General features: G+C 58.9%; 18 protein-coding genes. 11 read left to right on the forward strand and 7 right to left on the reverse strand.

Annotation, left to right across the window (positions count from 1 at the left end; all coding sequences use genetic code 11):
- The first annotated feature begins 34 nt into the window (after positions 1-34).
- The 5 genes from sucC (at position 35) to BJL95_RS00875 (ending at position 7179) form a co-directional block, all read left to right on the forward strand.
- Positions 35-1204 (forward strand): ADP-forming succinate--CoA ligase subunit beta, encoded by a 1170-nt coding sequence (gene sucC / locus BJL95_RS00855; RefSeq protein WP_071154911.1) that lies wholly within the window; start codon positions 35-37, stop codon positions 1202-1204.
- Entirely contained in the window at positions 1204-2076 is an 873-nt protein-coding gene (gene sucD, locus BJL95_RS00860) for a succinate--CoA ligase subunit alpha (RefSeq protein ID WP_071154912.1), read from the forward strand. The genes sucC and sucD overlap by 1 nt, the downstream gene beginning before the upstream one ends.
- A gap of 3 nt (positions 2077-2079) precedes the next feature.
- A complete protein-coding gene (locus BJL95_RS00865) occupies positions 2080-3726 on the forward strand; it encodes an NAD+ synthase (RefSeq protein WP_071154913.1) in 1647 nt (548 codons plus the stop codon).
- Positions 3727-3729: 3 nt separating this feature from the next.
- Entirely contained in the window at positions 3730-4857 is a 1128-nt protein-coding gene (locus BJL95_RS00870; RefSeq protein ID WP_071154914.1) for a hypothetical protein, read from the forward strand.
- A 222-nt stretch (positions 4858-5079) separates the two neighbouring features.
- Entirely contained in the window at positions 5080-7179 is a 2100-nt protein-coding gene (locus tag BJL95_RS00875; RefSeq protein ID WP_071154915.1) for a bifunctional diguanylate cyclase/phosphodiesterase, read from the forward strand.
- 2 nt (positions 7180-7181) lie between these two features.
- Here BJL95_RS00875 and BJL95_RS00880 read toward each other — a convergent pair whose 3' ends face one another.
- Complete coding sequence (locus BJL95_RS00880) at positions 7182-10655, reverse strand: hypothetical protein (protein WP_071154916.1); 3474 nt, start codon at positions 10653-10655, stop codon at positions 7182-7184.
- A gap of 288 nt (positions 10656-10943) precedes the next feature.
- Between BJL95_RS00880 and BJL95_RS00885 the strand changes: the two genes are divergently transcribed.
- From BJL95_RS00885 to BJL95_RS00900, 4 genes are all read left to right on the forward strand, one after another.
- Positions 10944-11456 (forward strand): RNA polymerase sigma factor, encoded by a 513-nt coding sequence (locus BJL95_RS00885; protein ID WP_071154917.1) that lies wholly within the window; start codon positions 10944-10946, stop codon positions 11454-11456.
- An 8-nt stretch (positions 11457-11464) separates the two neighbouring features.
- Positions 11465-12418: a FecR family protein gene (locus tag BJL95_RS00890; protein ID WP_071154918.1), complete on the forward strand. Its 954-nt coding sequence runs from the start codon at positions 11465-11467 to the stop codon at positions 12416-12418.
- Positions 12419-12576: 158 nt separating this feature from the next.
- The gene (locus BJL95_RS00895) at positions 12577-14913 is read left to right on the forward strand and encodes a TonB-dependent receptor (RefSeq protein WP_083385543.1); all 2337 of its coding nucleotides are present in this window, start codon (positions 12577-12579) and stop codon (positions 14911-14913) included.
- Positions 14913-16052 carry a PepSY domain-containing protein gene (locus tag BJL95_RS00900; RefSeq protein ID WP_071154919.1) on the forward strand — a complete coding sequence of 380 codons (1140 nt, stop codon included), beginning with the start codon at positions 14913-14915 and terminating at the stop codon, positions 16050-16052. Before BJL95_RS00895 ends, BJL95_RS00900 begins: the two co-directional genes overlap by 1 nt.
- A gap of 150 nt (positions 16053-16202) precedes the next feature.
- Here BJL95_RS00900 and BJL95_RS00905 read toward each other — a convergent pair whose 3' ends face one another.
- The 4 genes from BJL95_RS00905 to cysC are packed head-to-tail and all read right to left on the reverse strand — an operon-like array spanning position 16203 to position 21094.
- Complete coding sequence (locus tag BJL95_RS00905; protein WP_071154920.1) at positions 16203-17117, reverse strand: hypothetical protein; 915 nt, start codon at positions 17115-17117, stop codon at positions 16203-16205.
- Positions 17118-17144: 27 nt separating this feature from the next.
- Entirely contained in the window at positions 17145-19487 is a 2343-nt protein-coding gene (locus BJL95_RS00910; RefSeq protein ID WP_071154921.1) for a VanZ family protein, read from the reverse strand.
- 19 nt (positions 19488-19506) lie between these two features.
- A complete protein-coding gene (locus BJL95_RS00915) occupies positions 19507-20469 on the reverse strand; it encodes a DHHA1 domain-containing protein (RefSeq protein ID WP_071154922.1) in 963 nt (320 codons plus the stop codon).
- Positions 20450-21094: an adenylyl-sulfate kinase gene (cysC, locus tag BJL95_RS00920; protein ID WP_071154923.1), complete on the reverse strand. Its 645-nt coding sequence runs from the start codon at positions 21092-21094 to the stop codon at positions 20450-20452. Before cysC ends, BJL95_RS00915 begins: the two co-directional genes overlap by 20 nt.
- Before the next feature lie 201 nt (positions 21095-21295).
- On the opposite strand from cysC, the gene BJL95_RS00925 reads away from it, so the two are divergent.
- Positions 21296-22420, forward strand: a complete 1125-nt coding sequence (locus BJL95_RS00925; protein WP_071154993.1) for an aminotransferase class V-fold PLP-dependent enzyme — start codon at positions 21296-21298, stop codon at positions 22418-22420.
- 16 nt (positions 22421-22436) lie between these two features.
- Entirely contained in the window at positions 22437-23642 is a 1206-nt protein-coding gene (locus BJL95_RS00930; RefSeq protein WP_071154924.1) for an MFS transporter, read from the forward strand.
- A gap of 9 nt (positions 23643-23651) precedes the next feature.
- Here the strand turns inward: BJL95_RS00930 and yfbR are convergent, their stop codons facing one another.
- Together yfbR and BJL95_RS00940 are read right to left on the reverse strand one after the other, a co-directional pair.
- On the reverse strand, positions 23652-24257 hold the full coding sequence (gene yfbR, locus BJL95_RS00935) for a 5'-deoxynucleotidase (RefSeq protein WP_071154994.1): 606 nt from the start codon (positions 24255-24257) through the stop codon (positions 23652-23654).
- A gap of 11 nt (positions 24258-24268) precedes the next feature.
- Positions 24269-25039: an ATP-binding protein gene (locus tag BJL95_RS00940; RefSeq protein ID WP_071154995.1), complete on the reverse strand. Its 771-nt coding sequence runs from the start codon at positions 25037-25039 to the stop codon at positions 24269-24271.
- Positions 25040-25191: the final 152 nt, after the last annotated feature.

Raw genomic sequence — 25191 nt, forward strand, 5'->3', positions numbered from 1 at the left:
TGACGGCGGCAATCAACGTGAATCGGAGCGGGACATGAATATCCACGAATACCAGGCGAAACAACTGTTTACCGTGTACGGTGTACCGGTGCCGAAAGGCGATATTGCGGAGTGCGCCGCGAACGCCGCCAAGGTCGCCGAACAATTGGGCGGCGATGCCTGGGTCGTCAAGGCGCAAATCCATGCCGGCGCGCGCGGCAAGGCCGGCGGCGTCAAGCTGGCCCGCGATGCCCGCGAAGTCGCCGAGCACGCCGCCGAAATGCTAGGTAAACGCTTGGTCACTCGTCAAACCGACGCCTTCGGACTGCCGGTCGGCAGCGTCTGGGTCGAAGAGGCGTCCGCGATCAAAAATGAATTTTATTTGAGCCTGTTGCTGGATCGGGAAAGCGAGCGCCTGTTGTTTGTCGCCTCGGCGGCCGGGGGCATGGACATCGAAGCCGTCGCCGCCGAAACGCCCGAGAAGATCGTCCGGATTCCGGTGCACCCCGCCGCCGGCCTGCAAGCCTATCAGGGCCGGCAAATCGGCGCGGCGCTCGGCTTGGGCAAAGAGCAACAGGTGCAATTGCCGGCCATCCTGAACGGCATGTACGAACTGTTCCTAAGCAAGGATTGCAGCCAGATCGAAATCAATCCGCTGATAGAAACCGAAGACGGCAAACTGCTGGCGCTGGACGGCAAAATCAATTTCGACGACAACGCCCTGGCCTTGCATCCCGACATCGCCGCGCTGCGCGACGCCAGCCAGGAAGACCCCAAGGAAGCAGAGGCCAAGCAATTCGATCTGAACTACATCACCTTGGGCGGCAATATCGGTTGCATGGTCAACGGCGCCGGCCTGGCGATGGCAACCATGGACATGGTCAAACTCAAAGGCGGCGCGCCGGCCAATTTCCTAGACGTCGGCGGCGGCACCAACAAAGACAAAGTCAAGGAAGCCTTCAAGCTGATCCTGTCCGACGGCACCGTCAAAGCCGTGCTGGTCAATATCTTCGGCGGCATCGTCAAATGCGACGTGATTGCGGCCGGCATTCTGGCGGCGGTCGAGGACATGCATCTGACGATTCCAGTCGTGGTCCGCCTGGAGGGCACCAACGTCGAGCAGGGCTTGGCCATGCTGAAAAACTCCGGCCTGGGACTGACGCCCGCCGAGGATTTGAATCAAGCCGCCGAATTGGCGGTGAAACTGGCTCAAGAGGTGGCCTAATGTCTATTCTGATAGCCAAACACACCAAAGTCATCTGCCAGGGCTTCACCGGTAAACAAGGTACTTTCCACTCCGAACAGGCGCTAGCCTACGGCACCCAACTGGTCGGCGGCGTCACGCCGGGCCGGGGCGGCTCCAGCCATCTGAATTTGCCGGTATTCGACACGGTCCAGCAAGCCGTCAAGGCCACCGGCGCCAGCGCGACGATGATTTACGTGCCGCCGTTTTTCGCCGCCGACGCGATCCTGGAAGCGGTCGACGCCGGCATAGCATTGATCGTCTGTATTACCGAGGGTATCCCGGTGTTGCAAATGTTGAAAGTCAAGGCGGCGATGCAAGGCGCGCAATCCTTGCTGGTCGGCCCGAACTGCCCCGGCGTTATCACACCCGGCCAATGCAAGATCGGCATCATGCCCGGCCATATTCATCAGCCCGGCAAGATCGGCATCGTCTCCCGCTCCGGCACGTTGACTTACGAGGCCGTCCACCAAACCACCCGTGAAGGTCTAGGCCAAAGCACCTGCGTCGGCATCGGCGGCGACCCGATCCACGGCATGAACTTCATCGACGTATTAAGCCGCTTTCAAGACGACCCGCAAACCGAGGGCATCGTCATGGTCGGCGAGATCGGCGGTAGCGACGAAGAACAAGCGGCGGAATTCATCAAGGCCCATGTCACCAAACCGGTGGTCGGTTATATCGCCGGCCAAACCGCGCCGCCCGGCAAACGCATGGGCCACGCCGGCGCCATCGTCACCGGCGGCGCGGGCACCGCGAAAGGCAAGATCGCGGCGATGCAGGCGGCCGGCGTGACCATGGTCAGCTCGCCGTCGGACATCGGCGCGGCAATGCGCGGCTGTTTTGCCCGGTAATCGATGACTCTAACCATCGCCCTGGCTCAACTGAATTTCACGGTCGCCGACATTTCCGGCAACGTCGAAAAAATCCTGTCCGCCGTCGAGCAAGCCAAACACCAACACGCCGATGTGATCGTTTTCCCGGAATTGTGCGTGACCGGCTACCCGCCGGAGGACTTGCTGTTGCGCGGCGATTTTTTGGCCCAGACCGAACGCGGTCTGGCCCGGCTGCTGCGCGACATCCAAGGCATTACCGCCGTGATCGGCTACCCGAGCCGGCAAGGCGAGACGCTCTACAACGCCGCCGCCGCGTTGCGGGACGGCGTCATCGTCGCCGAATACCACAAACTCGCTCTGCCTAACTACGGCGTCTTCGACGAGCAACGCTATTTCAAGGCTGGCCGGCACACCTGTCTTTTCGAAGTCAAGACCACGAAACTGGCGCTGACCATTTGCGAGGACATCTGGCGCGACGGCATCATCGCCGCCAATCGCGACGCCGGCGCCGACATCATCCTGACCCTGAATGCTTCGCCGTTCCACGCCGGCAAGATGCAGCAACGCGAAACCATCATTTGCAGCCAAGTTCGCGCGGCGGGCATTCCATTGGTCTACGTCAATCAAATCGGCGGCCAGGACGAATTGGTCTTCGACGGCGCCTCCTTCGTCGCCGATCGCGATGGCGAGATTGTCTATCGCGCCGCCGAATTCGAGGAGCAACTCGATCTCGTCGAGTTCAACGGCTCGCGGCCGGCCAAAACCGGCATCGTCGCTCTCTACCAGCCGGTGGTCAGCGAATACAAGGCACTGGTGCTCGGCATTCGGGATTACGTGCGCAAGAACGGCTTCCAAGGCGCGATCCTAGGGCTATCGGGCGGCATAGACTCGGCACTGGTTCTGGCATTGGCGGTGGACGCGTTGGGCGCGGATAGGGTCGAATGCGTCCTGATGCCGTCGCGTTATACCCAAGACATCAGCAACGAAGATGCCGAGCTGGAAGCCAAGGCGCTCGGCGTCAGGCATCACGTGATCCCGATCGAACCGGCCGTCTCCGCGTTCAACGCCATGCTGGCGCCGCTGTTTGCCGGTTCCAAGACCGACACCACCGAGGAAAACATCCAAGCCCGCTGCCGAGGCGTTTTGCTGATGGCGCTGTCCAACAAACAAGGCAAACTGTTGTTGACCACCGGCAATAAAAGCGAAATGAGCGTAGGCTATGCCACGCTCTACGGCGACATGGCCGGCGGCTTCGCGCCGCTCAAGGATGTCTCTAAATTATTGGTTTACCAACTGGCCGAATACCGCAACACGCTGACGCCGGTGATTCCGGAACGGGTGATTAGCCGGCCGCCGTCGGCGGAATTGGCGCCGGACCAGAAAGACGAAGATTCGCTGCCGCCCTATTCCGTACTCGACCCTATCTTGGCGCTGTACATCGAGCGGGATCAATCGGCCGCCGACATCGTCGAGCTAGGCTATCCGCGCGAGGCGGTCGAACGCGCGATTTCGCTGGTCGATCGCAACGAATACAAACGCCGGCAATCGCCGCCCGGCATCCGCATTACCCCTCGCGCCTTCGGCCGGGATCGGCGTTATCCGATTTCGTCGGCCTACCGGGGCATTTCCGAACTCAACCCAACCGCGCAAGACAACGTTACGGAGTAAATCATGTCAACCCTGCGTACCCTGTTATTCACCGGCGGCCTGCTACTGACGGCGCAAGCCGCCCAGGCTCGCGAGATCAACGTACCGGTGCCGATGGAATACGGCCTGATCAGAAGCGTACTGGTCAACCAGCTTTACACCGGCGCCGGCGAAACCGCACGCGTCTGGAAGGACGGCAAGCAATGCAGTTTTTTGGATTTGTCCCAGCCGCAAATCGGCGGCGAGGACGGCTTGGTCAAAATCGAAAACCACGTGCAGGCCAAGATCGGCACCGCGCTCGGCAACAAATGCATGACCATCGTCGAATGGTCCGGCATTCTGCAAACCTTTCAACAGCCCACGCTGGATTCGACCGGTAACGTGCTGTCGTTTCCGGTCACTCGCACCCAGGCCTACGACCGCAACGGTCAAGCGCTGAACATCGACCAATTGCTGTCGCTGATTAAAAAAGCCGCCGAACCGAAACTGGCCTCGCTAAAAATCGACCTGAACCGGGCTCGCCCGGACATCGCCAAATCGCTGCTGCCGTTTATCTCGGCGGAGCACAGCGAAGACTGGCACGACGCGGTCAACAGTCTACGTTTCAACCAAGCCAAGGCCGACGCCAAGGGCTTGTTGCTAGGTGTCGGCTACACGGCCAACGACCGGAAAAGCGACGGGATCAAGTCGTCGCCGGTATTGACCGAAACCGAACTCGCGCAATGGCGGCAACTCTGGCAAAACTGGCAAGGCTCGGTCGAGCAAGCCATCGAACGCACCAAACTGACCGCCGCCGACGAATCGGCCAAGGCCACGATGCGCGAGGTTTTGGAAAAGGCCGGCAGCGCGTTCGAACAAGGTCTGACCGGCGAATACGTGGCGGAAAACGATCCGGTACGGAAATTTTTCAACAGCTCGTGGGACAAACTGGCACCGCTGCTGCGCTTGGCGTCCACGCAACTGCCGGGCGGCGAGAACTTGCGCTACGTGACGCTGGTGGCCGCGACCGACCTGATGTACGAACTGGAATCGATAGGCTCGCCGCTCGGCCTGGAAGTCTCGTCCAACGGACTGCGTAAACTGGCGCGTTCGTTGATCGCCCAGGAATTTCCAAAAACCAAAACCAAGGGCAAACGCAAACATCAACAGTAGGAACCGTCCCGCCGCGCGCTGGCTTTGTCGGCAACGCGCGGCACGGAGTCAAAGCCCAGACACGACATAACGGGCCGGCTGCCGCCGGCCTGAAACCCGCACTGCTACAAAACTGTTTTATTGCAAGGGATTTTGCGCTAAATTCGCGCGTCATCCCGGCTTCGGGAGTAACGCCTTTTCGGTCCGGCGGCCGATTGCCGGAGCGTTGTTTTCGGGAGCGCCATGCACGAATCACAGCCCCATTTGTTCGATATGCAGGCTTACATGCCGCACGGCCAATGTTACTTATGGCAAAGCGACTTGCTGTTGTTGCATACCGTGTCCGACGCGCTGATCGTGCTGTCTTACTACTCCATTCCGTTCGCGATGGTGTATGTGTTAAAGCGCCGCCAGGACATACAATTCGGCTGGGTATACTGGCTATTCGGTCTGTTTATCTTCCTATGCGGCACCACCCATTTGCTGAGTATCTGGAACGTTTGGGTACCTGATTATTGGGCGTCGGGACTGGTCAAACTGGCTACCGCCGCGGCTTCGTTGACCACGGCGGTCTTAATCTGGCCGCTGATCCCGAAAATTCTGGCGATACCCAGCCAAAGCCAACTGATGGCCGCCAACGCTGCGCTGGCCAAGGAAATCGACAATCACCGCAAGACCGAACGCGAACTGCGCAAGCTGTCTTTGGCGATGCAATACAGTTCCAGCATGGTCATCATCACCGACCACCAGGCCAAGGTCGAATACTGCAATCCGGCATTTTATCGGATCACCGGATTTACCGAACAAGAAGTGATCGGCCACAAAGCCAATTTATTGAAATCCGATCTGACCGCCAACGAAATCTACGACGAATTGTGGCAAACCCTGAATGCCGGCCAGGACTGGCACGGCGAATTCCTGAACCGCAAGAAAAACGGCGACTTATTCTGGTGTCTGGAGTCGATCACGCCGATTCTGGACGACGATAACGCCATCAGCCACTTTGTCTCCATCATCCACGACATTAGCGACCGCAAGGATTCGGAAGAAATCATCAAGCATCTAGCGTATTTCGACCCGCTGACGGACTTGCCCAACCGCGCCCTGTTCAACGAACGGCTGGCGCAATCTATTAGTCAGGCGCGCCGGCATCGCACCGAGTTCGCGTTGCTCTACATGGATTTGGACCGATTTAAGAATATCAACGACACGCTGGGGCATCTGGTCGGCGACAAACTGTTGATCGAAGTCGGCAAGCGCGTCACCGCTTGCTTGCGCGAGCACGAAACCGTGGCCCGCCTGGGCGGTGACGAATTCGCGATCATCGGACTAAATCTGCGCACCGCCACCGATGCCGGCGAAATCGCTCGGCGGGTGATCGAGCAAGTCAACCAAGCATTTTTTATCGACGACCACCAATTGTTTATCGGTACCAGTCTGGGCATCGGGGTGTATCCGGCCGACGGGGAAAACAGCGAAACCTTGATCAAACACGCCGACGACGCGCTCTACCAGGCCAAACAGCGCGGCCGCAATAAATTCGAATTCTACGACGCGTCGGCCAACGCCCTGTCCTTGCGGCGCGTGACGCTGGAGCAGCATTTGCATCAGGCGCTGGCCCGGGGCGAATTCCAATTGCGCTATCTGCCGCTAGTAGCCTTGCCCGGCGGCGCGCCGGTCGGGGTCGAAGTGTTGTTGCGCTGGCACCCGGACATCGGCGAGGTTCAACCGGACGAATTCATTCCCATCGCCGAAGACAGCGGCCTGATCGTCGAGATCGGCGCTTGGGTATTGCGTACCGCCTGCCGCGACATTCTAACCTTGCCGGCCGCGGCCGGCTTGATGCTGGCGATCAATCTGTCACCCCGCCAGTTCAAGCAACCCGACCTGATGAATCGCATCGACGCGATACTGGCGGAAACCGGTTTCCCGGCCAGCCGCCTGGCATTCGAAATGACCGAAAACATGTTGATGGACAATTTGGACGCGGCGATCGCGCAAATGCGGGCGATGAAAAGCCGCGACATGCGCCTGAGCATCGACGACTTCGGCACCGGTTTCTCGTCGCTGAATAATTTGCGTCAGCTGCCGATCGACACGCTGAAAATCGATAAGTCCTTCATCGACGACCTCCACGCGGAAACCGGCGACGCCTGTATCGTCCGTTCCATCGTCGGTTTAGCGCACGGCATCCATTTGCAGGTGGTCGCCGAGGGCGTCGAAAACGAGCGGCAAACCGCTATGCTAGGCGCGCTAGATTGCGATCTGGCGCAAGGCTTTCACTTCAGCGCGCCGTTGAACCTGGCGGAACTCCGCGGCTACTTGGAAACCGGCCGGCCTTAAGCCTAGCCCGCGGCATAAGGTCCAAGCGGATCGGCGCCCAGCGTGCCGACCAGCGTTTGCGGATAATCCGCCGCCGACACCGCCAGCAAGCGGGTCTTCGCCCGTTGCAAGCGCTCGACCAAATTCAATTCCGCCGCCGGCGCCTGGTGTCCGCTGGCGTTCAAAAAGGTTTGCAAATAATCGACATGACCCTGCCAAAGTGCAATGTCTCGCTGTTGTTTAATACTCAGCCGCTCGCGGTACCAATCGGAAGCCAACAAAGCCTCGCGGCCAAACATGGCTCGGATTTGAGGATGACTGGCGTCCATTCCCTGGTAGTATCCGTCGGCCATGATATGCAGCAAGGCGAACAGAGGCGGGCAAGCGTCTTGAATGCTGCCATCCTCGAAATACTGCCGGGCCACCCGCTGCTGGGTATCGACGATATTGTTAACCCCTTCCACAAACACCGCCAGACTCTGCCGTTCGGGTTGCAAAATCTCGTCGGTGAACACCGCGTAAGGATTATCGAAAATCTTGCCCATCAAGCCATGCACGAAGTGGCTGGTAATCCGGTAACCCAAACGGCTGGCCAACACCTTGCGCCCTTGGTATTCGAAATCCCGCACCGCTTCCAGATAGCCGTGCTGGATCAGATAGTCCGGCCGGCGCTCGCGCGGCGGCAAGCGCGCCCAGATTTCCGGGATCAACAGGCTGATGTCGTGATCGACTCGGGTATCCGGCCCGATGAAACCGGCCGAACTGGAAAAGCCCGGATAGTCGGTCAGGATGAACGATACCAAGGCATTGTTCAGATCGGCGGTCGGACGCAACGCGTTAAACGGTCCCTTGGTCAAAGCGCCTTCGCTACCGGCGCCGGTCGTGGAGGGCGACTTGCCGGTCAACGAACAGATAAAGTCCATGAACAGTTCCGGCAATTCCTGATAATGAATCGGGTTGTAAACCGCCAGAGGGCGAATGCCGGGTTCCGGCGGATTGTTCCGCCGCCCGGTCAGCACCGCGTCGACTGGATGGCATAACGGCTCCGACAACGGAATCTTGCGGTGCAGGCGGGCGCCGATTTCGGCAATGTATTTGCGAATCGGATTGACGATGTCGGCGCGGGTCTCCAGATAGCGCGGGTTCTTGGACGGCTTGCCGTCGACCAGGCGCGGATGCGCCGACGACACGACGAAACCGCTGGCGTCGCGGTAAGCTTGGTTCAACAGAGTCCGCATCGCCGGCGTGAAACGCGAGAACGTCGTCACATCCTCGACGACCGCCGCCAACTTGGCGCGATCGAGCGGTTCGAAGTTGGCGATGAAATTGCCCGGCGCGGCCATATTGGCCTCGGTTTGCTTGTCGTAGCCGGGAATGATCGCGTCATCGGGCCGTTGAAACAGCCGATATTCGCAGTTGCTGACCAATTTAACGCTATGCGGGTAGTCGGTCAGCGGCAACCAAGCCTTGATCCGGTCGGCGGGCACCACCACCGAGGCGGTGATGTCGTCTTCCATCTGCACTTTCTCGGCGGCGATGTAATCCTGACGGACCTTGAAGGTGCGCCAGCCGCCCTCCTGATCGAAGCCGACCCGCAAATAGGTGGCTACGATTTTGCGCTGATCCAGTTTCAACTCGTGGCCCGGCGCGCCGTCGATCACGTCCACCGACAAATGGTCGCGCCAGCGGCCTTCCCATTCACTGCGATAAAAGCGTTTAATCAAGAATACCAACGCGAAAATACTGGGCGGAATCGACTTCAACCAAGCGTTGAACTCCGGCGTGTAATAAGGCGACGGGGTCAGCAATTTGATGACAGACCCGAGACTGCGTTCGTCGCTGAGTATTGGTCTGGCAGGATCGCGATCTTCATGCTCGTGACCGGGCAGAAAGCGTCCGCTCCGATAATCCTTGTCGAAGATCGCTTGGACCCGATCCAGGTCGTTCTGCAAGTCGTCGACGAACAGCGGACCGTAGATCACCGCATCTTCGATGGACTTGGAGATTTCCGATTTGCCGCCGCCCGACACGGTACACGGCTTGTGGCAGAACGTGCCTTCGGCGACGGTGCCGACCAAGCGCCAGGACGGCGCGCCGGGATGTTTGCACATCTCGATTTTATAGCCGTTAGGCTGAATGTAAATTTTGCCGGGCTGTAGGCGGATACTGTGTGCTTGCCCGTTACGCACCCAGCTGATGCGTTGCGTAGTTAAGCTCATCCGCAAATCTTGCGGCACGTAGACGATGTCCGGGTACTGCCGGTCGATCGCGTAGCCTTCCGGCCGAATGTCCATGATGGCGCCGTAGCGGTAAGCCATGTCGTCGAAGTCGTAACCCGGCTCGCGCGTCAGGCTGCCGATGCCGAATTCGTCGCCGTGATTGAAGCGGCGAAACGCTAGTGCGCCGCCGGCGTGCTCTTCCTCGGCCAACCCGTAGAGGTTGGCGGCGTAGCTGATCTGGGTTTTGACTTCCTTCTTGCAATAACCGTAATAGTTGTCGGCCAACAAGGTAACGATAACGCCGGAGCGGTCGCGGGCGGTTAGCTTGAAGGCCTGACCGTCGTTGTAGAGTTCGTCGGGGGTTTGCCAGCACATGCCGTCGGCGCGCTGCCGATCGGTCGCCGCTTCCCAATGCGGCAAACCGACTTGCTGCTTGGTCAGTTTGGCCAGATGCGGCGCCAATATCACGCAACCGCTGTGCCCGCTCCAATGGTCCACATCCAGCCCCGCGTCGCACTCAGGCAAGGCCGGATTGCCGCCGTTGCCGAAAATGCTTTCGACGAAATCCAAATTGCTGACCAAATTGCCGGGCGCGAAGAAGCGAATCTCCATCGTTTTTTCGGCCGACACGCCGGGAATCTCCGGACATACGACCGGCCGCAACAGCAGCGATGCGAACATCCGCGCCGGTCTGGCCTGCTTGGCGGTAAACGGCAACGTCAACATGTCGGCCGGTGGTTTCAGCGCTTCCGCCAACATCAGCGCAAACGTCAATTTTGGGACTTGCTTCTTGTCGCCCGGCACCGGCAGGCCGCCTTCCGCGATGTGAAACGAGCCTTTGGTCGTGCGCCGGTCGCTCGCCGGATTGTGCAAAACCCCTTGCTTGACCCGAAAACTGGACACGATTTCCGAGCGGAATTCGTCCTCGCCGATCGGCAGCGACAACTCGCGAGCGACGCCGTGGCGATCCAGTTCGAAGGTCATCGTGGGCAAGCTCGGCACCGCCGGCAAATTCAAGTCTGCGCAATAGCGATCGAGGAAGTCCTGAATCCGCCGGTCGGCCGGGTACAACGACGAACTGGCCAACAGCCGACTCTTCTCCAAGTAGCTATTCAGCAAGTCCTGAGCGGTGTCCATGAAACGCGCCGAGGCGGCGTCGACACAGATCGGCTGCCCGCAAGAAGCCAATTTCAGGTTGATATAGAGATGTAGTTGCTGCCTGGCCGCCGTTTCGTCCGGCTCGCCCGCTCCCAACCCCAGTGCTCTCGCTAAGTCCATGGTTGCCCCCGCTGCTTGTCAATGGTGGCGGCATCATAGCGGAAAGCGAAGGATTAGGGCAGCGGAAGCGATCGCCCCTATAGATGCCGACCGAATCGCGGTCGCCGGCAAAATACGGCATTTCCCACACCCCGCTAGGTCATTTGCCGCAGTTTTTCCGCGCCGACGCCACTCCGGCTCTTCCCCAAAAAGACTTCGATCCAGAAACGACAAGCCTTAACAGGAAACTGGCATATTGATTGCGGATTTCTAGGGTTTTATCCGCCAAGTTTGCCGCGGAGGCAGCCCATGACCGCCATCACGTTACACCAGCAGCAAATCGTCGAATTGTTTCGCGACCACCGAGACACCGTGGTCGCCTATTTGCTACAGCGGGTTAATTGCCCGGATACTGCTCAGGATCTCAGTCAAGAAACCTATTTACGCTTGCTGCGCAAACACGAGCTCAGCCATGACGAAAACTTGACCGGCTATCTATTTCGCACAGCCGAGCGCCTCGCGATAGACTTTGTCCGTCAGAATCGCCGCAGGGAAATGCGCGAGACCATCATTGACGAAACCGTCCCCTGCCCTGCCAAGCAACCGGACGAATCTGCTATGCTTGGTCAACAGTGCCAACGCTTGCTGCAAGCCATCGCCGGACTACCCGGCCAATGCCGACACATTTTTCTGCTGCGCAAATTCGATGAACTCAGCTACCACGACATCGCCAAGCAACTGGGCATTTCGGAAAAGACGGTCCAGCGTCAATTGGTCAAAGCCATGTTGCACTGCCACCGGGCCTTGCTAGAAACCGGTTGAGACCCGCCATGAAGACCGCCGCCGAACAACAAAATCTGCTGAAGCAAGCCGCGACTTGGTTCGTGGAATTGCAATCGGAACAGTGCACCGATCTGTTGCGCCAACAGTTCGAAGACTGGTTGACTGAAAACCCCGCCCACAGCCAAGCGTATTTCGAAATCGAACAACTCTGGGGCGACATCGACACGCTGAAAGGGCGGGATGTCCCCGGCCTGAACGACGCTCGCGCCGCCGGCCGCCGCTCCTGGCGCAAAACCTCCGCACTGTTCAGCGCGCTGTTCGCCTGCGGATTGCTGGGCGGCGCCTGGTGGCAACACGCCAGCGCTCCCCAGGAGACCTACCAAACCGGCATCGGCGAACGCCGCACCGTCGTCCTCGGCGACGGATCGAGCATACAGCTGAATACCGCGACTCGACTCAGTGTCAGAATGTCCTGGCTACGCCGGGAAGTCGAATTGCAGCAAGGCGAAGCGCTGTTCGACGTCGCGCATCGCACTTGGCAACCGTTCGGCGTCGCCGTCGGCGGGATTCGAATCAGCGACATAGGTACCGTATTCAACGTCCGGCGCAGCGCGGCGGGAACGGCGGTAGCAGTTCTGGAAGGCGAAGTGGAACTGCGCAAGGAATCCAGCTGGATCGGCCAGAGCTTGCGCGCCGGTTTCAGCCGGCAAATCGACGCCAACGGCCGCTGGTTGCCAATCCAGCCCGCCACCCGCGAACGATCTCTCGCCTGGACGGACGGCCAGCTTTGGTTCGACCATACCCCGCTCGCCGATGTGACGGCGGAGTTGGAACGCTACCATCCGGTGCATTTCGTGCTGGCCGCCCCCGAACTGGCGCGCCAGACCGTCAGCGGCCGCTTCGATGCCGGCGATTTAAAACCGTTTTTGCTGGCGCTCGAAAAAATCCTGCCGGTTCGGGTACAACAGCAAAAACAGACCATCGTACTGCATCCGCGCTAAACCCTTTGCCAGACTGGATTTTTCCGGCCCAAGCGCTTCGCTAGAGCTGTTCAAACATGGCTCCGCAAAAATAATTGTCCAGTTCGTCGGTTCCGGATCGTTATTAGGTATTAAGGCAAACACGATCTTGCCGCAATCCACGAAACCAGGAGATCAACATGAAGATAGGACTATGGGCGCCGGCCCAAGCGCGCCGGACCTTACCGTTGCTGGCATTGGCGTTGGCGGCCAGTTTCGAGACGCTAGCCGACAATGGCGCCAGCCGTTTCGACCTGCCGCCGCAAGCCTTGGCCGCGACGCTGGAACAATTGGCCAAATCCACCGGCACCAAGCTGATTTATGCCGACGCGGTCGTACAAGGCCTGAGCGCCGAGGCTCTGCGCGGCCAATTCACGATCGGCCAAGCCTTGGAGAAAGTATTGTCGAAAAACGGCTTACAATACGAAACGGTCGGCGACGGCATGATCGCCATCAAAAAAGCCCCACCACCCAAACCGAAAGCGGTCAGCGACGATTCGATTTTCGAACTCGGCGCGGTCACGGTGAGCGACAACGAACAAAACGGCAAATTGACCAGCAAGGACATTGCCACCTCGGTCGACATCATGTACGCCGACAAAATTGCCGATCAAAACGTACTGACCGCCTACGACTTGTTCCACCGCATGCCAGGCGTGCAGGTCACTCAATTCGGCCAAGGCATCACGACCGGAAAAATGTCGTTTCGCGGTTTTAACGGCGAAGGCCGGGTCAACGCAGTCAAGCTTTTGATCGACGGTATTCCGAGCAACACCAATAGCGGCGACACCTATTTCGTCGATTCATTGTTTCCGCTGGACATCGAGTCGATTGAAGTGGTCCGGGGCACCAACGACGCCCGCTACGGCCTGCACTCCTTCGCCGGCAACATCAGCATGAACACCACCACCGGCGGTAACTACGTCAAGGGCCGGGTCGGTTACGGCAGCTTCAATACCCACGACATCCAATCCGGTCTGGGCTACGAAAAGGACGGCTTCTCGCAAAATTATCAGATTTCCTACCGCGCCAGCGAGGGCTACCGCGACCACAGCGACACCGACAAAAACAGTTTTTCCGGCAAATGGTTTTACACGCCGGACGACCAAAAATACAAAATAGGTCTGATCGCCCGCTGGAGCGAAGCCGGCGCTCAAGAACCGGGCTACATGACTTATCAGGAACAGCTACTCAATCAAACCCAAACCTTCGCCCGAAATGCCACTGACGGCGGCAAACGCACGGTTGGTCAAGTCAGCACCCATTTGGACGTCAACCTCAGCCAAACCTTATTCTGGTCGTCCAAGGTTTACGGCACCTTGTTCGACGACCAGCGCTACGTGACTTACGGCCCAGGCGCAACGCAGCAAGAACGCGACCGCGACGAAATCCAATACGGCGCGATGACCTCGCTGACCTACCATCCGGTGGTCAGTTGGCTGGACGACTTTTCGCTGGAAACCGGCTTCGATTTCCAGCAACAGGAAAACAAATATCTGCGCTATTTGACCGATAGCCGAGTTCGCCGTAGCACAGGTTTGCGTAACGACGAGAAGTGGGACTTCTTGAACTACGGCGGCTACATTCAGGCCGTGATCAAGCCGTTCAAATGGTTAAAGCTGACGCCGGGCTACCGTGCCGACATCATCGACGGCAGCTTTTTCAATCACCGCGCTGGCTCGACCTACGGCGCCTATCCATTGAACGACTACGGCACTATTTCCCAGCCGAAAATCGGCGCGGTGATTACACCCATCGAAGGCTATAGCCTTTACGGAAACTGGGGACGCACATTTCAGGTAGGTTTGGGTCAAGCCACATTCATTCTGAATAGCAGCCAAAAGAATATTGGCCCTTCTTTGAACGACGGCTGGGAAGTGGGCATAAAACTAAAACCAGTGGATTGGGCCGAAGGCCGGGTCGCTTATTGGGCGCAAGACGCCAGCAACGAAATCAGCCGCAATCTGGCCAGCGTGGATTCGACGATGATCGGCGCCACCAAACGGCAGGGCGTGGACATTGAGATCAAGGTTTATCCGACCGACAAAGTTGGTGTTTGGGCCGCCTACTCGTTGCAGGAAGCCAAAGTCACCAATCCGCCAGCTGTTTCCAGTGCGATGCAATACGTCGCAGGCAATCAGGTGGTCAATACCCCGAATTACTTGTTTTCGGCCGGCATCGATTACCAAATCCTGCCGCAACTGCGTTCGTCGCTATGGACCAGCGGCCAGGGAGACTATTTCGTAGACCAGGCCAATGTCCGCGGCAAATACGGCGAATACGCCTTGCTGAACCTGGATTTGGGCTATCAGGTGACCAAGGAAGTGGAAGTGCAATTTCAGGCCAAGAACCTGGCAGACGTTCGCCGGGAATACGTTTGGTACGACGAAAGCTTCGGCGCCACCGCCCAACCGTTCTTCTCGCCAGGCGACGGCATTGCGTTCTACGGCGCCGTCAACGTCAAGTTTGATTATTGATGGCTTCGCGCACAGGCGGCACCCGCCGATTCTGGCGGGCGCTGCATCTTTACTTGGGACTCAATCTAGGTTTGTTGCTAACGCTGACCGGCATTACCGGCAGCGTGTTGGTGTTTTACCAGGAACTGGACCCCATCCTGGCGCCGGAGCTGCTCGCCAAACCCAGCGCCAACCCGCCGCTAAGCTGGGAAGCCACTTACCAGACTCTGCGCCGCGCCGAACCGGAACGGCCGCATGGCTGGCGACTGGAAAACCCCGAAAATCCGCTACGCGCCGTCACCGCTCGCTATTACAAACCCATCGAAACAGAACGGAAGTCGTTCGCGCCGCTGCTGGTCTCGGTGGATCGCTATACCGGTCAGGTCGTGCGACGCCATCTTTGGGGCGACAGCCTGACCACCTGGCTGTACGACTTACATTACGCCTTATTGCTGGACCGGCCGGGCAAGCTGGTGATGGCGGTCATCGGCGGCTTACTGCTGATCGCGCTAATCAGCGGCCTGGTGCTCTGGTGGCCGCATTCGGGCAAATGGCGAACAGCATTGACCTTGAAAAAACGCGCGAGCTCCGAACGCTTGATCTACGATCTGCATAAGCTGGCCGGCGTATACGGATGGCTGGTGTTTGCGGTTTTGGCGATCACCGGCATCGCGTTGGAGATCCCCGAATACGTGAAGCCGTTGGTGATGCAGGCTGCGCCGATGCACGATCCACCCAGTCCGCAATCCCGCCAACCCAGCGGTAAGCGCATCGACGTGGATACCGCCGTGTCGGCGGGAATGGCGCGCTATCCTAACGCGACACTGGTTTGGATCGAAACGCCAAACGACGCGGCCGGCTGCTACCGCATCAATCTGCGCCAGCCCGGCGAGCCGGGCCGGCGCTTTCCGAAAACCAACGTATGGGTCGATCAATATAACGGCGAGGTGCTAGCGGTGAACGCCCCCGAGAATTTTAGCGGCGGCGAATTATTCTGGAGTTGGCTGCATCCTCTGCACAGCGGCGAAGCCTTCGGCTTGCCCGGCCGCTTGTTAATTTTCGCGGCGGGGCCGCTTTGCGCGCTGCTCTACGCCACCGGCTTGATTCGTTGGTTACAAAAACGCCGAAGCCGCCACCAGTTTAAACCGCGGGGCCGCTAACCGAAGTACCTTGAGCGTTCTTCAAGGCAAAACCGGCGGCGTGTGTAAGGCCGTTTAAGCCCGGCAAGCTATGAAACGCTAAAATCCGAGCCGCGACGGAACCGTACACCGAACTCGACGGAACCTTCTAGCAGACACTGCCGAGTAAACCTAGACATTGCGCTGGCGCACTAAAAACCGGAATCCGCGAAACAGCAAACCGAGCGAAAACACCACTAGCGACAATAGCACGAAGTTCTTGATCGTAAAGAGTTTTATCAATCGCGCTACAAATCCGTCCTCGTTGATACCACCCTCCGCAACGCCGTTCGGATTTTGGCGAATATCCAAAACCGCTTTCCCCCCGGCGTGGGTTGGCGACAAAATCGGCACCGGTCCCAAATCCGTGGACACCTCCATCCTGTTTTCCAACTCGGAAACCCCGAGAAAAGCAAAGCGCTGGTCCAGCCCCCAGCGTTGCTGAGTATCCTGCATCCACTGCCTGAGGGCCTGATCGTATTCCGCCAAACGAGCATTGATACTTACGTCCAACGCTTTGATATCGAAATAAGTCCATAGCAAACGGCTATACGTTTCTTCGCCGATTTGACTTCGAATGTCGTTCAGCAACTGATCGTAAGCCGGCGCTTCAATCGCTAAGCCGTATACCTGTTGGAAGCGGTCATGGATGTCGCTTTGTCCTGGTAGCGAATTTTGCGCAACATGGCCGGTCATCAGCGCTTCCATTCTACGCTGCTCGACCAATAGCGCCTGAGTCATCGCCACTTGCGCCGAGAAATCCGCCGCAAACGGCTTACGCTCGACATTTACCGCCGGATTTTCGGCGGTGTTCGGTGTCTGTTCGACGCGACCGGTGCCGAGCTTGCTATCAGCGCCGGCCGTCGCCTCGGTAGTCGCCACCAAAACTCCGCCGCTCCTGGGCGCGCCGGCCCACGCCGGTTCTCCCCCGACCAACCAGACACATGCCGCCACGCAAGCCAAACGAGGCAGCCTGAAAGGACTGATCCGAAACAATGCCACGTCCGAGTTACCGCCCGGCATCGCGATGCGCCAAGCCGCCGGCAACCCATAATATCCAAACTCCAGTCAAAGCTATCTCCCGTTGAAGAGGTTCCGCCGCTTGGGCGGCGAATAATTCTGTTGAATGCGATCTCGGAACATTACCGCCATCGCATACTGCGCAAAAAAGCCGAGAGCCACGACGCCGGCATGCAGCGGATAAAACCGCCCGCGTAGCTCGGCTATCGGCGTCAAATGCGCTCGGTCGCTACTCAATAAAAACTGCAGCGTTGAAAAGACTTGATCGTATTTCAAGACGTACTGCTCGGTTCCCCAATTCACTAAGCGATATCCCACTTCGAACGACACCAGGAATGCCGCCAAAACCACCGAAAAGCGCTTAATCTTGAAAAATACCGCGCTAACCGCCAGCGACGAACTTAACCAACTCACCAAAAACCAATAAATTCCGATATTCAACACGGCCCAGGCGTAACCGCCATTCGGCAATAGCTCGGTCAGATTGTCGGTCGCGGCCCGATCGACGACGATCCAAAAACCAAGCGGCAACACCACGGCCGCCCACACGCCGCCGACGACGAACAACCTGGCGAAATGACCGGAGCGTGCCAACGGCAACAAGGCCAGATGGTTGCCGCCTTGCTGCAAAATCGAAAATACACCGAATAAGCCCAAAAACCGGACCGCCAATTCCAACTCGGCGTTGACCGGCAAGATCGGCGAACCCACGATATCATGCAGGCTTTCCAACGGCAGGCACAGGCGAACCATCAGCCATGCTCCCAAACCGTGCAAAGCCAAAACCTTGGGACAAAAACCCATGCCGGCACCGCGTCCCAGCGCATTTAATAAAAACGCCAACGGACCGCCGAAGCACCAAAAAAACAGCACTGTCAAACCGAAAGCGCTCAGCGCCGGAAAATCGGCGGAAAACCACTCCCGAACGTTGTACGGTGTGCCTGGATACTGACTAACCCAGGTCAACGCGGCCCAAGTCACGCTTACCCCCAGCAACATCGGCCACCATCCGCCATTCGTGGACCTACCCTTCGCAGCGGCGTTCGGCGACTCGGCGAGAACCGACGGCGGGTCGCCAAGGACCGACCGCGAGTCTTCGTAAAATTCCGCCAATACCCGCCCTGTCACTAAAAACCCCAACAGACCGCCACCGATTTCCAGCAACAAGTCGGTCATATCGGAATTTTTGCCGGGGATAAACATCTGCCCGGATTCGACGACCAACGCGACGACGGCAATTGCCAATCCCGACACCCACCGGCGCGGCCGCTTCGCAAGCGCTACAAACATCACCCGGCAAAAGCCCCCAACCGGGACGAAAAATAGCAGTTTGTGGAATACCTCGGTGATGGCTCGGTATTCGGTGCCGTAGTAATACGCCCGCAAAGGTACGCTGAAAAACCGGCTCTCCCATCCGAGCAGCGCTTGACGCTCGAAACGAAAATCGTAGGGATACCAAAGGGTCGCGATCAGCAGCAAACCCCACGACACGTAGCCCAACCTCCCGTAAAGCGTTAAGCGACGCCCTAGCGTATCGCCATGCAATCCAGCCGCGGATTGCCAGCCGCGCCGGCCCAACAAACGCAGACCCAAACCGCCGCCGACCACCGCCAAGCCGATATCGGTCACATCGGTTACCCGGCTGTAAACAAACAGTTGGAAACCCTCTATCGCCAGAGCGGACCAGAACACCCGCCACAATATCTGGCGTGGCGTCATCGGGGTCAACTTCGCCCAAAGCCAAGGCACCGGCACCCAAAGCGCGACATCAGCCAAAATATCGTAGACATTCTTCAGCCAATCGCCAGTCAGACCGCCGAAAGGCAATAGGATGATTCGGTCCTCGTGCCACTTATGGTAGAACTCGACCGGACTGAGAGTCAGATCCAGCGGCAACACGCTATAACCGAATAAACCGGCCAAATAGAGTTGCAAATACGGAGTGACGCCTTGATGTCGAAGCTGCCATGCGACCAGCCAGCTCATCAATCGCTCGCCCCACCGCCACCAAGCGGCCAGCCCGACCGCCCCACCAAAGCTTTCCGCGACCACATCGTTGATCGACACGGTACGTGGCGGGAAGAAGACCTGGGTAAATTCGATGCCCAAGCACAGTCCCAAGCCCGCCAGCCACACCAGCGGCGTCGCCACAATCCGGGCCGCCTGACTCCGCTGATAAGACCACCAGCCCAACCAGCCAAACGTCAGCGGCACGAACAACAAGATGTTGGCTACCCAGTCCGCTCGGGAAGCAATACCCAAGTCCAAATAGGGAATTTGTTGAAACCGCCGCCACCCCTGTCCAAAAGACAAGCCGTTATACTGCCACGGCACCAAACTGCCGTAGATCACAAAGACCGTGTATAAAACACAAGCCAGCAACAACCGATTTTTCACGGCAACACCGAAAGTCCGTTCATCGCAAATCAGAATAGCGTCGATTGAAGGTTTCCACGAACTCATCGAATCTATCGATAGCCAAATCGTCGATCCCGGCCGCCGCCTTACGGCCGCCGCCGCCGAAGCCGGCACATAATTCGTCGGCACCGGCCTTGTTGGTCAAAGGCGCGCGGACACTGACTTGGTAGCTGCCGCGAGCGTTGACACCGACGATCGCATGGGCACGCTCCGGCGCCCCGTTGGCCAAGGCGTTGGCCCACACGCCGCTGACGCGCCTGGCCCATTTTTGGTCCGGCAACACATAAACCGCGATCGCCTCGTTGCTAAACTCGGGCTCCAAACCCGCCGCGGCCGCCATGTCGGCCGCGTATCCATCCAGCAATTGCCGATACAGTTCCGGCTGGTCGGCAACGAACTGGAACGGGGTCGCGTAAACGCTCAATCGCCGAAATAAATCGTCCGGGGCGACATTCAAATCTTCGAGACAACTGCCGTACGCATTGTAATTAATGCAAATGCCGAGCTGGCGTAGCTCAAGCAATTGCCGTGCCGATAAACTCAGAGACTGGGCCGCCTCCGCCGCGCCGCTATCAAGATTGTCGCCGTACGCCCCCACCACCGCCCACGCGACGTGACGCCCAGCCAAATGCGCGTTCATCAGCAAACTGGTACAGCAGTCGGACGCGGTGTCGATGCGATGGCTAAAGCGGGGATGTATTGGAATTTCGCCGGCGAAATGATGGTCGATGTAAAATAACTCGACACCACCCGCCAACAACTTCAACAGCGCCGCTCGATTGCGGTCCAGAGAAACGTCCAGCACCGTCACCCGATCGCCGGCACGCGCCGGCACGCGCTCCAGCAATGCGATGTCTCGCTTGATACCGGTTACCAAAATCGAGGGCTCGGGATAAGCCAGCCGCCATTGCAATAGCGCACAAATGCCGTCGGCATCGCCGTTAAAGACGTCGTATTGCATCGCCCGCCTCGTCGCGTTCGGCGGCAACCACGCCGCGCGCCGTCAAGACCCGCATGACCTGCTCCACGCAAGCCTTCAGCTCCGCCTGATCGGTATTCACGATCAATTCCGGATGGTCCGGCGGCTGATAAGGCGACGAAATACCGGTGAAATGCGGGATTTGGCCTTGGCGCGCCATTTGGTACAAGCCTTTGACGTCGCGACTCTCGCACACGTCCAGACTGCAATTGCAATAAATCTCGATGAAATCGCCGTCGGCGACCAAGCGCCGTGCCAGTTCGCGCTCGGCGCGAAACGGCGAAATGAAGGCCGTCAACGTAATCACGCCGGCTTCCAGCATTAACTTGGCCAATTCGCCGACCCGTCGGATATTCTCGTGACGATCGGCATCGCTAAAGCCCAGATCGCCGCACAAGCCGTGCCTGACGTTATCGCCGTCCAACACGAAGGTCAAACAACCCAGTTCGTGCAAACGCTCTTCGACCGCATGCGCCAAGGTGGATTTGCCTGCCCCCGACAATCCGGTAAACCAGAGTATCGCCGAGCGATGTCCGTTCAACGCTTCCCGCCGGGCGCGAGTCACGCTGGCTTGATGCCAGATCGTATTGCAGCTCTGCTGTTTCATGCCGTCCCTAACCGATTAAAAGGCTAAAGACTACTTGATTCGGCGCTCTCAAACAATTGCCCCAAAATGTCGCGGGCCAACGCCACCAGGCTTACGGCCGACGACCATTTTGGCATTCGCGCTCGCGACCGTTATGATAGCCGGGCCGGCCACGCGACGAGCCGGCCCACGCCCGTGCTCCCCGCAACTCGGAAACCTGAAATGAGACACCCCGAATTCCCGCTGATCGACGATCTGATTTACCTGAACCACGCCGCGGTCGCGCCGTGGCCGAAACGTACCAGCGAGGCGGTGATCGCCTTCGCCGAGCAAAACAGCCGCTACGGCTCGCACTTTTACCTGGACTGGCTGAAGAAACAAACCGAGCTGCGCGAGCAATTCCGCGACTTGCTGAACGCGCCGTCCGCCGACGATATCGCGCTGGTCAAAAACACCTCGGAGGCCTTGTCCTTCGTCGCCTACGGCCTTACTTGGCAAGCCGGCGACAACATCGTCTCCAGCAACCAGGAATTTCCGTCCAACCGATTGCCGTGGCAATCGTTGGCCGACCAAGGCGTCGAGTTCCGCGAGGCCGATATGCGCGACAGCGCGACGCCGGAAGACGCGTTAATCGCGCTGATTGACCGCCGGACCCGCTTGCTGGCGGTCAGCTCGATTCAGTTCGCCGACGGCCTGCGCCTGAATCTCGAACGACTGGGCGAGTTCTGTAAAAAACGCGATATCTTGTTTTGCGTCGATGCGATTCAAAGTCTGGGCGCGGTGCGATTCGACGTGCAAGCCTGCGGCGCCGATTTCGTGATGGCCGACGGCCACAAGTGGTTGTTCGGCCCGGAAGGCCTAGGTGTGTTCTACACGACGCCGGCCGCGCGCGACCGTCTCAAGCTGACGCAATACGGTTGGCACATGATGAAGGACACGCACAATTACGAAAACCGGCCTTGGGAAGTCCACCCCACCGCCCGCCGCTTCGAATGCGGCAGTCCGAATATGGTCGGGATTCATGCGCTGTCCGCCAGCTTGTCCTTGCTGCTGGAAACCGGCATGGCCACCATCGAATCCTTGGTGCTGGAACGTGCCGCCTATTTGCGCGAGCGAATCGGCGCCGATCCGAATTTGGTGTTGCTGGCCCCACCCGCCACGCCGTTGCAATCGGGCATCGTCACCTTTCAACACCGCCGCGCCGACAATGCCGCTCTGTACCGGCATTTACAGCGCCACCAAGTGGTCTGCGCCCCGCGCGGCGGCGGGATACGCTTCTCGGCGCATTTCTATAATAGCTTGACCGAACTCGACCGGGCGCTGGACATCGCCGGCGCGGCGGCCTGAGCGGCGGCGAGATCCGATGTTGCGCAATTCCGCGTTTTTAAAACTGCTCGGCTTCCGCCTGCTGGTGGTACTGGCCTATCAAACCACGGCCACCGTGGTCGGCTGGCATCTTTACGAACTGACCCACGACACGCTGGCCCTGGGGCTGGTCGGTCTGGCGGAGGTGATTCCGTATTTTTGTTGCGCGTTGTTCGCCGGCTATGCGGTCGATCATTATTCGCGGCGCTGGTTCGGCGTGGCCGCCAGTCTGCTGCTGTGCCTGAACGGGCTGTTGCTGGTCGCCGTCGCGGCCGGCCGCATACCGGGTAGCGCGGAATCGTGGATTTACGCCGGTATCGCCGGCACCGGCGTGGCCCGCGCCTTCATAGGCCCGACTTACGGCGCCTTGTTCGCGGCGGTTTTGCCGCGCGAACTTTACGCCCGAGCCGCCGGCCTGGGCAGCTCGGTGTTTCAGTTCGGTTTAGTGGCCGGCCCGGCGCTGGGCGGTTTGTTGATCGCGGCGGCCGGCAAGATCGCCGCTTACGGCGTGGCGGCCGGACTGGCACTGGCCGCGGCCTTGGCTTTATTGCTGCTGCGCATCCAGGCACGGCCGCCGGCCGCCGCGGCGCCGATCTTCGCCAGCATCGGCGAAGGCCTGCGCTTCGTGTTCGGCAACCAAATCGTACTGGGCGCGCAGGCGCTGGACATGTTTGCGGTGTTGTTCGGCGGCGCGATGGCGATGCTGCCGGCCTTTGTCCAGGACGTGTTTCACTACGGTCCGGAAGGCTTGGGCATCTTGCGGGCCGCGCCGGCGGCCGGCGCGGTATTGACCGGCCTGGCCCTGGCCCGCTTCCCGTTGGAGCGCAATGCCGGGCGCTGGCTGTTGGCGGCGGTGGCCGGCTTCGGCTTATGCATGATCGGTTTCGCGTTGGCGCCGCTGTTTTGGCTGGGCGCGGCAGCCCTGATGTTGTCCGGGGTTTGCGACGGCGTGTCGGTGGTGATGCGCAGCACCATCATGCAACTGGCGACGCCGGATGCGATGCGCGGCCGGGTCACCGCGATCAACGGCCTGTTCATCGGCTCGTCGAACGAACTGGGCGCGTTCGAGTCCGGCCTCGCCGCGCGTTGGCTGGGGCTGATTCCGTCGGTGATCTTCGGCGGCACGATGACGCTGCTGGTGGTCGCCGCGACGGCCGGCCTGGCGCCGAAATTGCGCAAACTGGATTTGAAACAACTCCAATAAGCCAGGCCGTCACCGAGTTTGCATCAAACCGTCCAGCGTCAACCCGCAACTGGGCGCGAAGGCTTCCATGAAAAACACTACTTCCGGTTGTTGCAAGGCCTCGATATCCACCGCCAATTGCTTGGCGGCCAGCTCGAACTCGGCATTGCCGGCCTTCAATTCCGCCTGACATTTCAAATAGGCCGAAATCTTGTCGGCCGCCTTGACCAACTGACGCTGTGATTCCGGCAACAACGCCTGGCACAGCAGCGCTTGAAAGTCGCCACGCAAGGCTTCCGGCAACAGGTTCAACAACTCGGTTTCGGCCTGCTGTTCGATGCGCCGATAGGCGCCGAGAATTTCCGGAGAATGGTATTTGATCGGCGTCGGCAAATCGCCGGTGATGACCTCGGTGACATCGTGGTAGAGCGCGGCGGCGGCGACCGCATTGGCATCCACGTCGCCGCCGAAGTAGCGGTTTTTGATCAAAGCCAGCGTATGCGCGATTACCGCCACTTCCCAACTGTGTTCCATCACGTTTTCGGCATGGGCATTGCGTTTCAAGCCCCAGCGTTTGATCCAACGCAGGCGCGACAAATACGCGTAGAAACTGCTGACGATGCCCGAAGCGGTCATGCCGGCCAAGCTCAATCGGCGGGTCCGCGCCCGGCCCGGCTATTGTAAAACTGCTTGGCGGTACGGCCGTTCTTGGCGGCGTGCAAATGGGCGAAATCCAGCGCGGCCTTGTGCAAAATCGCTCGGTCGCCGAGATAATCCGGAAAATAACTGTCGACGATGTCCAGATAGGTCTGGGTATGCTGCGGATAAAACGCCAAGCGCAGACCGAAGCGATCCGACAGCGAAATTTTTTCCTCGATGGCGTCCGAATAATGCACTTCGCCGTCGATCAAAAGCGTATCCAGATTGTCGCTCATCCGCTCGGGCAGCAAATGCCGGCGATTGGAGGTCGCGTAAAACTTGACGTTCTCCGGCGGCAGTTCGATAGAACCTTCCAGCACGCTTTTCAGCGGCTTGTAGAGCGTATCGCCGGCTTCGAACGACAAATCGTCGCAGTAGACGATAAAGCGCTGCGGATGCTCGCGAATTTCGTCGACGATTTCCGGCAAATACAGCAAATCTTGTTTATCCACTTCGATGACCCGCAATTCGCGGTCCTTGTACGCGTTCAATAAAGCCTTGACCAACGACGACTTACCGGTACCGCGCGCGCCCCACAACAAGGCGTTGTTGGCCGGTTGGCCGGCCAAAAAGCGCTCGGTGTTCAACACCAATTGGCGTTTTTGCTCGTCAATGCCGAACAACTGCTCCAGCCGAATCGGATCGATCTCCCGTACCGGCCGTAGATAAGCCTGGCGCTGGCGCCAGATTGCCGCATAAGTTCTGTTCCAATCTATCATGTCGTTTTCCAAGTATGGCCGGCGGCGCCGACGTTGCGAACATCGGCGTTCGATTGTCTAATTTTTAGTCAATTTAACATCAGTGTAGCCGCGACAACAACTTAGCCGACTCGGTAACGGCTTGCCAACAGACTTATCCACAGCTTTTGTGA

Source organism: Methylomonas sp. LWB, assembly GCF_001856095.1.
Classification (GTDB): Bacteria; Pseudomonadota; Gammaproteobacteria; order Methylococcales; family Methylomonadaceae; genus Methylomonas; species Methylomonas koyamae_A.

Excerpts from the sequence above, each read along its gene's own strand:
- sucC (WP_071154911.1), top strand. The coding sequence starts at position 35 with ATGAATATCCACGAATACCAGGCGAAACAACTGTTTACCGTGTACGGT.
- sucD (WP_071154912.1), top strand. The coding sequence starts at position 1,204 with ATGTCTATTCTGATAGCCAAACACACCAAAGTCATCTGCCAGGGCTTC.
- BJL95_RS00865 (WP_071154913.1), top strand. The coding sequence starts at position 2,080 with ATGACTCTAACCATCGCCCTGGCTCAACTGAATTTCACGGTCGCCGAC.
- BJL95_RS00870 (WP_071154914.1), top strand. The coding sequence starts at position 3,730 with ATGTCAACCCTGCGTACCCTGTTATTCACCGGCGGCCTGCTACTGACG.
- BJL95_RS00875 (WP_071154915.1), top strand. The coding sequence starts at position 5,080 with ATGCACGAATCACAGCCCCATTTGTTCGATATGCAGGCTTACATGCCG.
- BJL95_RS00880 (WP_071154916.1), bottom strand. The coding sequence starts at position 10,655 with ATGGACTTAGCGAGAGCACTGGGGTTGGGAGCGGGCGAGCCGGACGAA.
- BJL95_RS00885 (WP_071154917.1), top strand. The coding sequence starts at position 10,944 with ATGACCGCCATCACGTTACACCAGCAGCAAATCGTCGAATTGTTTCGC.
- BJL95_RS00890 (WP_071154918.1), top strand. The coding sequence starts at position 11,465 with ATGAAGACCGCCGCCGAACAACAAAATCTGCTGAAGCAAGCCGCGACT.
- BJL95_RS00895 (WP_083385543.1), top strand. The coding sequence starts at position 12,577 with ATGAAGATAGGACTATGGGCGCCGGCCCAAGCGCGCCGGACCTTACCG.
- BJL95_RS00900 (WP_071154919.1), top strand. The coding sequence starts at position 14,913 with ATGGCTTCGCGCACAGGCGGCACCCGCCGATTCTGGCGGGCGCTGCAT.
- BJL95_RS00915 (WP_071154922.1), bottom strand. The coding sequence starts at position 20,469 with ATGCAATACGACGTCTTTAACGGCGATGCCGACGGCATTTGTGCGCTA.
- cysC (WP_071154923.1), bottom strand. The coding sequence starts at position 21,094 with ATGAAACAGCAGAGCTGCAATACGATCTGGCATCAAGCCAGCGTGACT.
- BJL95_RS00925 (WP_071154993.1), top strand. The coding sequence starts at position 21,296 with ATGAGACACCCCGAATTCCCGCTGATCGACGATCTGATTTACCTGAAC.
- BJL95_RS00930 (WP_071154924.1), top strand. The coding sequence starts at position 22,437 with ATGTTGCGCAATTCCGCGTTTTTAAAACTGCTCGGCTTCCGCCTGCTG.
- yfbR (WP_071154994.1), bottom strand. The coding sequence starts at position 24,257 with ATGACCGCTTCGGGCATCGTCAGCAGTTTCTACGCGTATTTGTCGCGC.
- BJL95_RS00940 (WP_071154995.1), bottom strand. The coding sequence starts at position 25,039 with ATGATAGATTGGAACAGAACTTATGCGGCAATCTGGCGCCAGCGCCAG.